Genomic DNA, 14,375 nt, shown 5'->3' with positions numbered 1-14,375 from the left:
AGCAAATTTTAATGCAAAAATTACTATCAAAAAATAGATTATGCAAGAGGTCTAATTATTCTGCCGCAATTTTGCTCTATCACACTTGCCACATTTAATATTCCAGCTTCATCATAATAATTTCCAATCACTTGCAAGGCAAGTGGTAAACCCTCATTGGAGAGCCCAACAGGAACAGAAATAGCAGGCAATCCTGCCAGACTTGCCGGCACAGTAAACACATCATTGATGCACATAATTAACGGATCTGGCTTTTCATTTAAGCCAAAAGCTTCTGTTGGAGCAGATGGCACAAGTATGTAATCTATTTTTTCAAACGCTTTTATAAAATCATTTCTGATTAATGCCCTAATGCACTGCGCTTTTTCGTAATATTCATTATAATGACCTGAAGAAAGCGCATAAGCGCCAATTAAAATTCTTCTTTTCACCTCTTTACCAAAACCTTCTGCTCTTGTTAGTGAATACATTTCTTCAAGGGTATCAGCATCAACCCTTAATCCATAACGCACACCATCGTAACAAGCAAGATTGGATGAAGTTTCAGCAGAACAGATTAAATAATAGACTGGTATTGCATATTTAGTATGTGGCAGAGTAATGTCAACAACTTCAGCGCCATTTTCTTTTAAATAGGAAGCAACTCTTTCCCAATTATGAACTATTTCCTCTGAAATTCCATCCATCCTATATTCTTTTGGTATACCAATACACTTACCCTTGACATCACCATTTATAAAGCTAGAAAATTTAGGCACTGGCTTTTCGCTCGATATTGAATCTTTTGTATCATAGCCACAAATTGCTTCCAGCATTAATGCTGAATCAGAGACAGAACGAGTAATGACTCCTGCTTGATCCAGAGAACTCGCAAATGCAATCATACCAAAACGCGAGCATCTTCCATAAGTTGGCTTTATTCCAACTACTCCACAATAAGCTGCTGGTTGGCGTACAGATCCACCGGTGTCGCTCCCTAACGCTCCAGCGCATAAAAATCCAGCAACCGATGCTGCAGATCCACCAGATGATCCACCAGGAACAACTTTTTCCCCATCACTTTTTCTAATCCACACATTTTCAACAGGGCCAAAATAGCTATTTGTGTTCGCAGAACCCATAGCAAATTCATCCATATTAAGCTTACCGAGCATGGCTGCTCCACTTTTTAAAAGCAAGTCAGACACCGTAGATTCGTAAGTCGGAACGAAATTTTCCAGCATTTTTGAGCATGCTGTTGTTTTTATTCCTTTTGTACAGAATAGATCTTTGATGCCAACTGGTACACCCATGAGCGGCGAGATTAAATCATCCTTTTGCCTAGAGAAATGTTCATCTGCAGCTTTAGCAGCTTTCATTGCTATCTCTGGGGTTTTTGTTATAAATGCATTTAATTTCTCATTTTCAACCGCACTGATGTGCGCCTCTACGAGTTCAACGGCAGAAAAACTCTTTTTTTTGAGCCCGTCATGCATTTGTGTAATACTTAACTTTCTTAGTTCATTCATCAATATTTAATTTTTAGCAAGACGTTAATTATAACATGGCACGATAAAAAATCCATACATTTATAGTTACAGCTAGAAATGTAGCTAAGGTAACTTAGATTCACCGACAATCGTCATCCCGCTACTTGTTAGCGGCTAAGAGATACCGCAGCGGTATGACGTAGAAGCTATACTTTTATACTCACCAACTCAGTATCCAATCCGGATTGTATCTTAAAAAGGTCAAAGGTCAAAAGACTATAATAAGCAAAGGAGTGATACTGTGTCTGAGTGAAAATCGTTGAGATCCCAGTGTCTGCTGCTTGCATAGCATTTATTTACAAAAAAATAGTCATGCAAGAGACTTTGCTTGGATATTTGATATAATTTAGGTCTATTAAAGCAAAAAATACTAACATGAATGAAGTGATAACATTTGGTTGTCGTCTAAATTTTTACGAGAGCGAGTTAATCAAAGAAGCATTAAAAAAAGCAAAGAGAGAAAATGTTGTTGTGGTGCATAGCTGTGCAGTGACAAACGAAGCAGAACGTCAGGTAAAGCAAAAGATACGTAAGATTTACAAAAATGATCCAAATAAAGAAATTATCGTAGTTGGTTGTGCTGTTCAGTTGGATCCAGAAGTTTACAGTAGCATTCCTGGTGTAAGTAAAGTGCTCGGTAATCAAGATAAGCTAAAAGCTGAAAATTACTTACTAAATGACGATAAAATCTTGGTCAGTGATAACCAAGTAGAACCTGTTCTAATTAATGGATTTGAAGATAAGTCAAGGGCATTTATTGAAATTCAAAATGGTTGTAATCATAGCTGCACATTTTGTTCAATTACTGAGGCAAGAGGGAATAATCGATCTGTGCCAATAAACAGTATTATAGAGCAAATCAGGATCTTTGTAGAAAATGGATATCAAGAAGTAGTGTTTACAGGGGTTGATATTACTGACTTTGGTACAGATTTGTTGGGTAAGCCATCACTTGGTTCAATGATTAGGAGAGTTTTAAAGGATATACCAGAGTTGAAGAGGCTAAGACTTTCCTCTATCGATGTTGCTGAAGTTGACGACGAATTAATGGATTTAATAGCTAATGAGTCAAGACTTATGCCTCATTTACATTTGAGTCTACAATCTGGTAATAATTTAATACTAAAGAGAATGAAGCGTCGTCACAACAGAGAACAAGTGATAGAATTTTGTCATAAAATGAAGAGCTTGAGGCCTAATATAGCATTTGGCGCTGATATTATTGCTGGATTTCCAACAGAAACTGATGAAATGTTTCAGGATACAGTTGATTTACTGAAAAAAACAAATATAGTTTACCTACATGCTTTTCCATATTCAGAGCGGAAAAATACACCTGCTGCACGAATGCCACAAGTACCAGAGAATGTGCGTAAAGAACGAGTAAAAAATTTAAGAGAAGTAAATAAAGAAATTATGAGCAGTTTTTGTCAATCCTTGATCAACACTAAGCAAAGTGTTCTGGTTGAGCAAAATAATGTCGGTAGAGCAGAAAATTTTGCATTAATAAAGCTTGAATCAAGAGCGCAAGCTAAAAGTATTGTGAAAGTTAATGTTACAGGCGTAGAGAATAATTATTTAATTGGAAATACTCTTTCTTAATTTTTGTACATTAAAGAAATATATGATATGATGGTTATACTATAAATGATAATTATGGGTTCATTTGTGATAACTAAAAGATCTATTACTTTATTTTTGATTTTAATTTCATGTGTCTATTTTTTTATTACTTATATCGGTAATTATGTACACGTTGAACAAGTTATTGGAACACAACTCTTAAAACTAGAAACGGACAATAATGAAGATGTAATGCATTCTAAAGAGGTTACTGAAAAAGAAGTACTAACAGAGGATTTAAAATATCAAGAACCTGAAAATAGTCCTATTGAACAACCTTCTATTCTCCAAGTAGCTGATCAGAAAAATATGTGGTCACGTATTGCAGATCAAGCTGAGCCTACAAAAGAAAAATCAAAAAAACTTGATTTTTATGTTAGCGCTAACGGTGGTAAGGTATACCATGATAATTCAGAAACATTTGTAAAGGGTATACAAGAAATAGGAAAAAGAGTCCTAACTTTAGTTGAAAGTCATTATGGTTTTATAATAAAAAATATAGTGGCAGATGAAATTAAAAGTATACAGCAATTTGATGGTAAAATTGATTTCCAGTGGTTTAGCAGCATGTCTTTAGGTTACTATGCTGGAGAAAATGGTAAAATTGATTTTGAAGCCGCGTATTCTATAGCCAATATTGAAGATAGTAATTCTCCTCCGGTATTTGATAAATCAGCAAGTATATTTGCGTTTTTGTTAAACTTCTATTATAATCCCAGCGTTCAGGATACACAATTTGCTCCGTACATCGGTCTTGGTATAGGACCAACAGTTTTTAGATTAAAAAGGATTAATGGGTCACCCCAAAATTCAATGCCACTGAATGTTCCTTGGTTTGCTTATCAAATAAAACTTGGTGTTGATTATTCAATAATCCCAGAAATCAAAACCTTTCTCGGCTATCGTTACTTTAGCGTTCCGATACCTGTTGCAGATGACATATCTACTCACAATATTGAAGTTGGTTTGATATTTAATTTTTAGTGATAATTTAATATATATATAAATTCTTATCTTTTCTATCTAACAAACCAAATGTTGGTACAATTGTTGCTTTTAAAAAAATGACAGTTTCTACTGTTCTAATATTATTCGCTAGCCTTTTTGATTTCTGATGCAATAAGCTTTGCTTATCTTCTCTATGTTCTATAAGCCCGCCGATTACCATAATTTCACCGCTCTTAATTTTTAACATAGAGTTCATTTCTCTGATTTCAACAATTGGAATGTCGCTATTTAATTTCATTTTACTCTGCTGTGCGACGTACTCTATATCTGGATCTTTAGTGTAGCCGTTAATTCTTGATAAAGTTGGATGTATATCCATGAATATTTCACTAGTATCAATGTTAATGCTTGGGTGGATTATTAGCACAACACCTATTGGGACGCTATTCATCTTGGTAATTAAGGTCTGATTAGAGTTTCTAGTATCTTTTTGTATATCGGAGGTAAAATAAATATGGTTTTTAGTAAATGAAATCATCGCTTGCTGATTATTTATAGCATGTACTCTGGGGCTTGAAATTACAGTTGAAGTGCCAAATTTGTCTAAATTTTTTACTAAATCTCCTAGATCATTTGCACCAAAGTTCATTGCTAGGTTAATAATGGAGTTATCTTGATTTATTATAGACTTAGTTCCATCTTGTAAGTCATTTAAGTTCATACCAGAAAGGTATTTGTCATCTAGCACAACTTCAACTATTTTTGCCTCTATCATTACTTGAGAAGACGCTAACTTCTTAACCTTATTAATATATTCTTCAACAGCTTTGTGGATATCTTTTCTAGCATTCAAAATAATAACACCAGCTTCTCTGTTGGATGAAAGGAATTCGCCATCATCCACCCCGTTAACATCCATTATTGCATTCAAGCCTTTTTCTAATGAATTCCATAAGTCACTACTGTATTGAGACTTCATAACATTGTTATAGTCCCTATCAACGTTACTTCCATCACTGTTAGTAATATTGTTATTAATGACGAAACTGCTTTGAGCAGAATGTTGAATATTGATGAAGTCTACGTAATAATTTTGTGCGTATGGCAAGTCCTGCTCAATTCTAATTACACCATTACTTGTTGAGTAACGCAGTTTGGCGCTATTTGCTATACTCTGAATTACTTCGTTTATATCCTTATCTTTTAGCTTTAAAATAATATTACCTGATATTTTTGGGTCCATATCCAAGTTAACGTCAGAAAGTTTTCCTATCTCAATCAGCAAATCCTTTACTGATACTTCTTCACTAACATTAATAGAAATAAGCTGATTACTGATTGTGAGATCGGGAAACTCTATTGGTAAAGGCATAATTTCTGGTATTGCCGGTTCATTAATCTCCAAAGAGGTGTTATATTGTTGCAACGGATAATCGTGCTTATAATTGTCTATGTTAATAGGATATTGCTTGGTAGGTAGATGTGTGCAAGAAATAATGAAGAGGAGTATTAAGCATTTAAAAATAGCCATTAGAACAGCATACAAAATCTATACTAATAGATTTCTATAAAAATATTAAAAATGTATTTAATCTCATTTTCATCGAGCAGATAATTGTCGTGTATTAGCTTTGGCTATGTATTTTTTGTATACTCTTCTTGTACTTAAATGTAGACCAGCATAGCCCTAATTTTTTTATATATTTTACTTCTTTCTCTGTATTTAATAATAGGCTTGAAAATAAATGGTAAGCCTATAATTGTTAAGCTTAGAGCTAGGGTTGAAAGTATACAACAGGCTTTGTGTTTACTATGTAGCTCTTTCAGGTAAAGCATCAAAAATCTACAAAATTTTTTGTAATTTTCTTCGATGTTTTTTTTGCTATGAGCCTTGCTAATGAACATATCTATTGCGGTATGACCGTTATTGCACTTAATGTTAAGGTCTGCACCTTTTTCTGTTAACAACTGAGCTATATCAAAATAATCCTTTTGAACAGCAAGATGTAGAGGTGCAAAACCTTGTTGCTCACAAATGTTCATATTGGCTCTAACTTCCAATAACATTTTCACAATTTGTGTATGGCCTTTTTTAACTGCGAGTAGCAAGGGAGTTCTGTTACATTTAGTAACAGCATTAACGTTTACCTTAAGCTTCAATAAGAGCTTAACTGTTTTAGTGTTACCATTATGGCTAGCTTTATGCAGCCTAGCGTTACCATTAAAATCTTGATCGTTTGCTTCTATTCCCTTTGAAACAAGAAATGTTACCATTTTTCTATTATTATGCTCAATAGCGCAATCTAACGCATCAAAACCATGGTTGTTTTTTGTGCAAAAAAACTCTTTAAGTTTAATTTTATCGTTACTTGCTTGCTGTTTTTTTGCAATAAGTTTTACTATTTGCATTTTGTTGTTATACGCTGCTAGGAAAAGCGTAGTGTTATTTTCTGCATCTTTGGCTTCTATATTTGCACCTTTCTTTATCAGATATTCTATAATTTCTGCTCTGCTGTCATAATGTGCGGTGCATTGATAAATGGTTAAAAACAAAGGAGTACGAAAATTGTTATCTTCACATTCGAGATTTGCTCCGCTATCAATTAAAATTTGGACGCTTTTTTTAGAACCGTATAGTGAAGCTATATGAAGAGGAGTATAGCCCTCTTTGGCATCTTTTTCATTAATTTTTGCGCCTTTTGTTATCAAAAAATCTATTAATTCCGTGTCATCTTGTAGTGCAGCAAGGTGCAGTGGAGTGAATCCATTTTTATCCTTGGAATTAATTGTCAGTTGGTTAACAAAAAGTTTAGCAACTTTCTTGTGTCCATGCATAATGGCGTAATGCAGAGGGTTTCTATTTTCGTTGTCTACGACATTGAAATCAGCTTCGTGCTCTAGTAATGACTTTACTCCAACTAAATCGCCTTCTTTTGTGAACTTATGCAAGAGAGTGATTCCACTTGCATCTTTTGAGTTAATATCAAATCCATTTTCTACTAATTGGTTTATATCTTCCTCACGCGCCATATCACTTAAATCTCTAATTAAACTCTTTTCGCGTTAATAATACTCCTACTTGATTAAGTTTAAATGAATCTGTGAGAAATGGCTAGTGCATTCTTGCATAACAAACTTTTGGCAGCGCATTGGATGAAACGAAAAACTTACTTGACAAACTCCGCCAGCCCTCTTATCATGAAACTGAAGCTATTTATTTATCTTCGCAATCTCTGCAGTGGATTAATGACAAAAAACTTAATGTATTTGGCGTAAATCATGCTTAATTTTTTGCACTATGTGCACCTCATGTCTTTATAAAACTTTTAGGTTTCTACCTATACAAGCCGAAACGCGCTTATAAAGTGTTTAAGACAGTAAAAGACGTCAAATAGACAAGGGAGAATTTGAATACTAGCTACCCTAGGGTTTCTTTGCCTTTTTTTTTATTTGGTAAATTTCTTAACATTTATAGCTAAACGACAACTGTCATCCCTGTAAAGGTCAAGTATCCCGCTACTTGTTAGCGGGATCTAGAGATACCGTGACGGTATGACGTAGGATTGCTGTCATTCTGCTACTTGTTAGCGGCTGAGATACCGCGAATGAATCGCGGCATGACGGTTCGCGGTGGCATGACGATAAGCTCGTCATCCCGTTACTTGTTAGCGGCTGAGATACCGCGAATGAATCGCGGTATGACGGTTAGCGGCGGCATGACGTAGGATTGCTGTCATTTCGCTACTTGTTAGCCGGCTGAGATACCGCGAATAAATCGCGGTATGACGGTTAGCGGTGGCGTGACGATAAGCTCGTCATTCCGCTACGTGTTAGCGGCTAAGAGATATCGCGGTGGTATAGCTATAAATTGTTGATATCTTTTTTATATCACATTTTTAACTTACAATAGTTAGCCAGCGTTCCTTACATTAACCAAATCTTTCAAATTCTGCACTCACCACTACCTATAACTCACTTTCACGCAATATTGATCGTTCTTAAAAAGCAATCTAACATTTTTTATTCCTTGATTGCGAAGCTTTGATGCAGCTGATTTAGCAGCCTGAGCACTTTTAAAAAATGCAACATATCCCTTACTTTCTGCATTGTCTTGTTTTGGGTGACGTTTCTGTATTTCTTTTTCATACTGCTTTCTGTAATAAGGAGTATTTTGTATCAATTGTTCTGACATCTTTCTTAGGTATTGGACTTTTACTTTTGCAAGCCCAGATTTATGAAATCCTAAGACTTGAGCTGCTTTTTCTGATAAGTCTATTATTCTACCTTCAATAAATGGTCCTCTATCGTTAACCCTTGTAACAAGCTTTCTTCCATTTTCTAAATTAGTGACAAGAACAAAGCAGGGTAGGGGCAAAGTCTTATGCGCTGCAGAGATCAAGTGACGGTTAAACACTTCACCATTTGCTGTAAGCGTGCCATGATCTTCTATTCCATACCACGACGCTGTCCCTATCTCTTCATAGTGTTTACAGTTTTTTGGATAATAAGTTATACCATTTATTGTGTAGCTGCTGCCAATTTTATAATGACCTGCAGTGCAGTTAAACCTGTTGCTAAAACTGCAGCTACTTATCAAACCAAATATTAGACATAGAAAGGTTAGGTTTTTTATCATTGTATTCGGTAAGAGGGTTCGATACTATGAGGATTTTAAATTATACTATAATAAATTTAGTAATGAGTAAACATCTACTGCTAAATATTAACAAAACTCAAAAAGGAATAATACATATTATTGGTATAGGTGGAATCGGAATGAGCGCTATTGCTGAAATTCTTCACAATTCCAATTACAAAGTTCAAGGCAGTGATGCACAATCAAACGACAATATAAATAAGTTACAAAAGCTAGGTATAGAGGTTTATATTGGTCACAATGCTAATAATATAAGCCAAGCTCAAATAGTTGTACATTCTTCTGCAATAGAATCTGATAATGTGGAGTTAATTGCGGCAAAAAATAACAATAAAACCGTTTTGCATAGATCAGACATACTTGCTGAAATTATGAAAGGTAAATATGTGATAGCGGTTTCAGGTTCAAGCGGAAAGACAACAACAACAGCTATGATTGCTTCCATTTTTGATCATTCTAATATTGATGCAACTGTAATTGTAGGAGGAATACTAAATTCGTATCAGAGTAATTCAAAACTTGGAAAGAGTGACACTTTTCTGATCGAGGCTGATGAGTCTGATGGAACCATGCTAAAAATTCCTGCAAATATTGCTGTTATAACGAGTATCAACAATGACCACATAGATTATTACGGCACATTTGATAATATCAAAAATGCATTTTCCCAATTCGTGAATAATGCAGGTTCTGCAGTTTTACCTGATTCTGTAGACATCGATTATGATGCGGGTAATTCTATAACGTTTGGGTTTGAGAATGGTAGCATAAGAGCCAGCAACATTAAACAGCATGCTAACAGCATAGAATTTGATGTGTTGAACAACTGGATTCCAGCATTACGTGCTGGAATGACAAAAGGAAAGTGTACAGAGATGTCATCCCAGTGCGTGACACTGGGATCCAGCCCTTTAAAAAACATAGTACTATCAAATGCAATTGGAATTCACAAAGTAAGCAACGCCCTAGCTGCAATATCAGTTGCGATAAAGCTCGGAATTAGCGATGCAGATATTAAAAAAGGCCTTTTGGAATTTCAAGGAGTAGCAAGAAGATTCTCTTTGATTGCCAATATTAAAGGTGTTAAGTTAATTGAGGATTATGCCCATCATCCAAATGAAATATATGCAACTTTAACGGCTGCACGTTCAATTACTAAAGGAAAAGTAATAGGAATTATCGAACCACTTCGTTTTGCTCGCATTCGTAATTTTTTTGATGAATTCATACGAATTTTCATGATGTTTGATTATGTCATCCTTACTCCTGTTCATCCTCCAGAAGATAAGCCCATTTCTGGTTGTGGAATTGATGATATACAAAAAGCTTTAATCAGTAATGGATTTAATAACACAAAAATTATGAATGATGCTTTGCTCATTTCACATTTTATTAGTGATTCGACAAGTCCAGGTGATATAGTATTATTTATTGGTGCTGGTAGTAATATAGCTAAATTGGCAAAGGAAACTGCAGCACTTATTGCGGAAGTTAAGGTTTAATGTAATGAATAAGATAATCAATAACGTATTTGCAAGAGAAATTTTAGATAGCAGGGGTTACCCAACCGTTGAGGTAGAGATTGGGCTCTGTGATGGAGCAGTAGGCAGAGCATCTGTACCTTCTGGAGCTTCAACCGGTAAACTGGAAGCCTTGGAACTCAGAGACCAAGATGAGAAAAGGTATTGTGGTAAGGGAGTGCTGAAAGCTGTTCAAGTTGTAAATGGAATGATAACAGATAAAATCATTGGAATGAATGCAGCGGACCAAAATGCAATTGATAAAGCATTAATTGAACTAGATGGAACAAAAAACAAATCAAAACTTGGAGCAAATGCAACTTTGGGTGTGTCTCTTGCAGTTGCAAAAGCAGCAGCAAACAGTTTCAAAATGCCGCTATATAGATATTTGGGAGGAAAGCAGACGAGTGTTGTGCCGGTTCCACTCATTAACATAATTAATGGTGGAGTACATGCAGACAATAAGCTCGATTTCCAAGAATTCATGATTCTTCCGGTCGGTGCTGAGACTTTCAGCGAAGCGATTAGAATATCTGCGGAGGTATTCCACAACTTACGTAGCATTCTTAAGAAAAAAGGTTATAGCACAAATGTAGGGGATGAAGGTGGTTTTGCACCAAATATTGAAAGTACTGAAGAAGCACTTGATTTGATCATATACGCTATAGAATCAGCAGGTTATTCAGCGCAAAGTGATTTTGCACTAGGCCTTGATGTTGCTTCATCTACTTTTTATGAAGATGGAATTTACAAATTTGAACACAGAGATCTTACTTCAGAAGAGTTGACTGAATATTATTGTAATCTTGTGGAAAGATATCCAATAATTTCTATAGAAGATGCAATGAGTGAAGACGACTATGAAGGTTGGAAATTACTTACTGCAAAATTGGGGAGTAAAATTCAATTGGTTGGGGATGATTTGTTTGTTACAAATTGTGAACTGATATGCAAAGGAATAGAGGAAAAAATGGCAAATGCTGTACTGATCAAGCCAAATCAAATAGGGACGTTAACAGAAACTTTTGCTGCTATTGAAATGGCAAAATCAAATGGCTATAAAGCTGTTGTTTCTCATCGCTCAGGTGAAACAGAAGACACAACAATATCTCATATAGCAGTTGCGTCAAATTGCGGGCAAATAAAAACCGGGTCGCTATCGCGTTCTGATAGACTCGCGAAGTATAATGAGCTAATGAGAATAGAAAGCACGTTAGGAAAGGATGCTAAATATTATCGTGGGTTAGCATGGGTTTTATAGACGAAGTAAAATTGTGTTTAAAAGCCGGTGACGGTGGTGATGGCTGTGCAAGTTTTCGTCGAGAAAAGTTCGTTGAATTTGGTGGTCCAAATGGTGGTAATGGAGGAAAGGGTGGAAACATAGTTTTCATCAGCGACGCTAATCTCAACACTTTGCTTCATTTTCGTTATAGAAGACACATTAAAGCAGATAGTGGAAAAAATGGTGCAGGCAGGGATAGATCTGGCACAGCAGGGAAAGACGTTATACTTAAAGTTCCAGTCGGTGCACAAATAATTGATGAAGAAAGTGAAGAGATAATAGTAGACCTTGACAAGCCTGGTATGGAATTTCAAGTAGCACAGGGTGGAAAAGGTGGACTTGGAAATACTAATTTTAAATCTTCTACTAATAAGGCACCAAGACATTTTACTTACGGTCAGCCTGGCGAAGAAAAACATGTATTATTAAAACTAAAAGTTTTATCAGATGTTGGAATTATTGGCATGCCAAACGCAGGTAAATCAAAATTTTTGACTCGCTGCTCAAATTCCGATACAAAAGTAGGCGATTATCCATTTACCACCGTAAGACCTCATTTAGGCATGGTAAAAGTGGATGATAGCGAAGTTGTAATAGCAGATATTCCTGGAATAATTACTGATGCTCACCTTGGAGTTGGGCTCGGACATAAATTTTTAAAGCACATAGAAAGGTGTAAAATTTTACTTCATTTAATCGATGTAACTCATGATGATGTTATTTCGGCTTATAATTGTATCCATAATGAATTGGAACTTTACAATAGTGATCTTGTTGAAAAAGAAGAGATTGTAGTACTGAACAAATGCGACTTATTGAGGGAAGCAGAAATTCTGGAAAAGAAGAATCACCTAGCTAATTATCTTAATAAAGAAGTGCTGTGCTTATCAATTAATGATGATTTACAGCCCATTTTGAGATTATTAAGTGAAAAATTGAAAAAGAGTAATCCTAAGAAAATCGATGTATATGATCCTTTTAAGATGTGAATTTCATTTATTTTATCATATAACTAGAATATATTTGTACGAACATTTGTTTTTGTTGAACACAACAAATCCCAGTGTCAGCTACTTGCATCTACCACACAACTGTACGAACATTGCAATTTGCAGGCAATTTGCGTGGCAGATGGTGTCATCCCAGTGCCCAGACACTGGGATCCAGCCTTTTCATAATCATCAAAATGTTGTATTTTAACATAAAACGGCTACTTTTATGCTTACCAACTTAATAAAATTTCTGGATCCCAGTGGGCTTTGTTGCATCGCTAGCTATGATGGATTAAAGATAAAAAAGATAGGGAATATCAGTAGCTTATTATTCTGGTATTTATAACAAGAACGGTCAGTGAATACCTAAATTTGAGTAAAAGAAATTTCACTACCACTCACCAATCTGGCTAAAATTCAAGAATTTCAATGCTTTAGCTATTTTCAATAGAATTAAATTTATTAATATAAATAACAAATTACTATTCTTAAATTTGATCAGATTGATTGCAAAAAAACAAGATTTTCAATAGGTTGCTTATAATCCTAACTATAGTTAGCCTTTCATAAGTAGCGATGCAACAAAGCCATCCCAGTGTCAAGCACTGGGATGACATCATAGGGGCGCTGCCCATAAGTGTTGAAAGTATCAAAAATAACGTGATATGAGATGATCAACGGCATGTAAATTACCTCCCGACAGTAAAACAATCGAACGTATAAAAGAGTCATTTAGATCCAATGTGAATTGCAGTAATGCTATTTTGAACCCATGTAGATTATTTTTGATTTTATAAACAAGAAATAACAAAGCCGATCATGTAAATATACACCTTCATGCCATTCATAGTATGGCTTAAAAAGTGCTTATATCCAAGATTTTGCTTTATAAATTTAAAGAACACTTCTATATCCCATCTGCGCCTATATAGCTCTGTTACTTCATAAGCTGGCATTTCAAACAAGTTTGTCAAAAACCATATTTCATCTCCAATTTTATTTCTGATTTTTATTAGCCGTAGATCATGCTTTTCTGCCACTTTACCTCGTGCACGATAAAGATTAACTATTATATCTTCTAAAATCTCTGATCCATCCGATTTTTGTTCTCTTATAACTTTGTTCCTGCTTATAACATCATGTTTTCTTCCTACTTTAACTCTTGTGATAAATTTGTACTCCTTTTCATCAAATTCGGCAAAAGTTCCAACTTTTCTGATTCCTCTATCAAATAATAAAATATCCTCTTTTTCAACTTTAGCTTCATTAATTGCTCTCACTAATGCTATATCTTCACTACTTTCTTCTTGTCCTTTACAAAATCTTATACTTGTCGGCAATTGATCCTTTAATCCTACACTCACTTTAACTTGACTGTCGTTACTTTTACCGCCTATTTTTAGCCCATCTTTTATGAGATATCCCGATAAATTTATGATCGTCGAATCAAACTTATGTAAGTTATTTGATGTTTTTTGGGGTAATAGCTTTTTAATCTTGCTCATCAAATCAATATATACTCCCTTAAAATATTCTGGATTTATAACTTTTAACCTTTTTGACAAACCACTGTATGTTACTGTACTTTTATCGCTATTCTTATCCATTATACACCTGTTTATTACCATTTCTAGCGCTCTTAGGCTTGTTTTTTGCCCCATTAATATTAACTTCATTAGACCTTTAAATATAATCTTGCCCAACAATTTAGTATTACATTTATCTACTTCACTTAATTTTCCTAGCCTTTCTAAATCCTCATCTTTTATTAAATTTAGTACTCTTTCTATTTGATCCATTATTGCCTCCATTTTCTTGCAATAA

At 34.9% G+C, this 14,375-nt stretch carries 11 protein-coding genes; 6 read left to right on the top strand and 5 right to left on the bottom strand.

Going from position 1 to position 14,375, the window contains the following annotated elements; translation table 11 throughout:
- Nucleotides 1–38: 38 nt before the first annotated feature.
- The gene (gatA, locus tag OPR28_RS01175; protein WP_264705071.1) at nucleotides 39–1,508 is read right to left on the bottom strand and encodes an Asp-tRNA(Asn)/Glu-tRNA(Gln) amidotransferase subunit GatA; all 1,470 of its coding nucleotides are present in this window, start codon (nucleotides 1,506–1,508) and stop codon (nucleotides 39–41) included.
- A gap of 396 nt (nucleotides 1,509–1,904) precedes the next feature.
- Between gatA and mtaB the strand changes: the two genes are divergently transcribed.
- Together mtaB and OPR28_RS01165 are read left to right on the top strand one after the other, a co-directional pair.
- Complete coding sequence (mtaB, locus tag OPR28_RS01170) at nucleotides 1,905–3,131, top strand: tRNA (N(6)-L-threonylcarbamoyladenosine(37)-C(2))-methylthiotransferase MtaB (RefSeq protein ID WP_077188084.1); 1,227 nt, start codon at nucleotides 1,905–1,907, stop codon at nucleotides 3,129–3,131.
- A 66-nt stretch (nucleotides 3,132–3,197) separates the two neighbouring features.
- Complete coding sequence (locus OPR28_RS01165) at nucleotides 3,198–4,136, top strand: P44/Msp2 family outer membrane protein (protein WP_265023322.1); 939 nt, start codon at nucleotides 3,198–3,200, stop codon at nucleotides 4,134–4,136.
- A gap of 7 nt (nucleotides 4,137–4,143) precedes the next feature.
- Here OPR28_RS01165 and OPR28_RS01160 read toward each other — a convergent pair whose 3' ends face one another.
- The 3 genes from OPR28_RS01160 to OPR28_RS01150 all read right to left on the bottom strand — a co-directional run bounded on the left by OPR28_RS01160 (nucleotide 4,144) and on the right by OPR28_RS01150 (nucleotide 8,736).
- Complete coding sequence (locus OPR28_RS01160) at nucleotides 4,144–5,631, bottom strand: type II secretion system protein GspD (RefSeq protein WP_015588942.1); 1,488 nt, start codon at nucleotides 5,629–5,631, stop codon at nucleotides 4,144–4,146.
- Between the two features lie 134 nt (nucleotides 5,632–5,765).
- Entirely contained in the window at nucleotides 5,766–7,130 is a 1,365-nt protein-coding gene (locus OPR28_RS01155; protein ID WP_065095203.1) for an ankyrin repeat domain-containing protein, read from the bottom strand.
- Between the two features lie 931 nt (nucleotides 7,131–8,061).
- Complete coding sequence (locus tag OPR28_RS01150; RefSeq protein WP_320157037.1) at nucleotides 8,062–8,736, bottom strand: septal ring lytic transglycosylase RlpA family protein; 675 nt, start codon at nucleotides 8,734–8,736, stop codon at nucleotides 8,062–8,064.
- Nucleotides 8,737–8,762: 26 nt separating this feature from the next.
- Between OPR28_RS01150 and murC the strand changes: the two genes are divergently transcribed.
- The 4 genes from murC to OPR28_RS07015 are packed head-to-tail and all read left to right on the top strand — an operon-like array spanning nucleotide 8,763 to nucleotide 12,759.
- Complete coding sequence (murC, locus tag OPR28_RS01145; protein ID WP_265023321.1) at nucleotides 8,763–10,259, top strand: UDP-N-acetylmuramate--L-alanine ligase; 1,497 nt, start codon at nucleotides 8,763–8,765, stop codon at nucleotides 10,257–10,259.
- 4 nt (nucleotides 10,260–10,263) lie between these two features.
- Nucleotides 10,264–11,538, top strand: a complete 1,275-nt coding sequence (eno, locus tag OPR28_RS01140) for a phosphopyruvate hydratase (RefSeq protein ID WP_265023320.1) — start codon at nucleotides 10,264–10,266, stop codon at nucleotides 11,536–11,538.
- Nucleotides 11,526–12,548 (top strand): Obg family GTPase CgtA, encoded by a 1,023-nt coding sequence (gene cgtA / locus OPR28_RS01135; RefSeq protein ID WP_265023319.1) that lies wholly within the window; start codon nucleotides 11,526–11,528, stop codon nucleotides 12,546–12,548. The genes eno and cgtA overlap by 13 nt, the downstream gene beginning before the upstream one ends.
- Before the next feature lie 52 nt (nucleotides 12,549–12,600).
- Nucleotides 12,601–12,759 carry a hypothetical protein gene (locus OPR28_RS07015; protein ID WP_237357337.1) on the top strand — a complete coding sequence of 53 codons (159 nt, stop codon included), beginning with the start codon at nucleotides 12,601–12,603 and terminating at the stop codon, nucleotides 12,757–12,759.
- Between the two features lie 583 nt (nucleotides 12,760–13,342).
- Here the strand turns inward: OPR28_RS07015 and OPR28_RS01125 are convergent.
- The gene (locus OPR28_RS01125) at nucleotides 13,343–14,350 is read right to left on the bottom strand and encodes an IS4 family transposase (protein ID WP_265023318.1); all 1,008 of its coding nucleotides are present in this window, start codon (nucleotides 14,348–14,350) and stop codon (nucleotides 13,343–13,345) included.
- Between the last annotated feature and the right edge of the window lie 25 nt (nucleotides 14,351–14,375).

Source organism: Wolbachia endosymbiont (group A) of Epistrophe grossularia, assembly GCF_947251435.1.
Taxonomy (GTDB): domain Bacteria; phylum Pseudomonadota; class Alphaproteobacteria; order Rickettsiales; family Anaplasmataceae; genus Wolbachia; species Wolbachia pipientis.
This window is presented reverse-complemented; position numbering and strand designations above follow the sequence as displayed.

Coding starts and splice junctions, on each gene's coding strand:
- gatA (WP_264705071.1), bottom strand. CDS start 1,508: ATGAATGAACTAAGAAAGTTAAGTATTACACAAATGCATGACGGGCTC.
- mtaB (WP_077188084.1), top strand. CDS start 1,905: ATGAATGAAGTGATAACATTTGGTTGTCGTCTAAATTTTTACGAGAGC.
- OPR28_RS01160 (WP_015588942.1), bottom strand. CDS start 5,631: ATGGCTATTTTTAAATGCTTAATACTCCTCTTCATTATTTCTTGCACA.
- OPR28_RS01155 (WP_065095203.1), bottom strand. CDS start 7,130: ATGGCGCGTGAGGAAGATATAAACCAATTAGTAGAAAATGGATTTGAT.
- OPR28_RS01150 (WP_320157037.1), bottom strand. CDS start 8,736: ATGATAAAAAACCTAACCTTTCTATGTCTAATATTTGGTTTGATAAGT.
- murC (WP_265023321.1), top strand. CDS start 8,763: ATGAGGATTTTAAATTATACTATAATAAATTTAGTAATGAGTAAACAT.
- eno (WP_265023320.1), top strand. CDS start 10,264: ATGAATAAGATAATCAATAACGTATTTGCAAGAGAAATTTTAGATAGC.
- cgtA (WP_265023319.1), top strand. CDS start 11,526: ATGGGTTTTATAGACGAAGTAAAATTGTGTTTAAAAGCCGGTGACGGT.
- OPR28_RS01125 (WP_265023318.1), bottom strand. CDS start 14,350: ATGGATCAAATAGAAAGAGTACTAAATTTAATAAAAGATGAGGATTTA.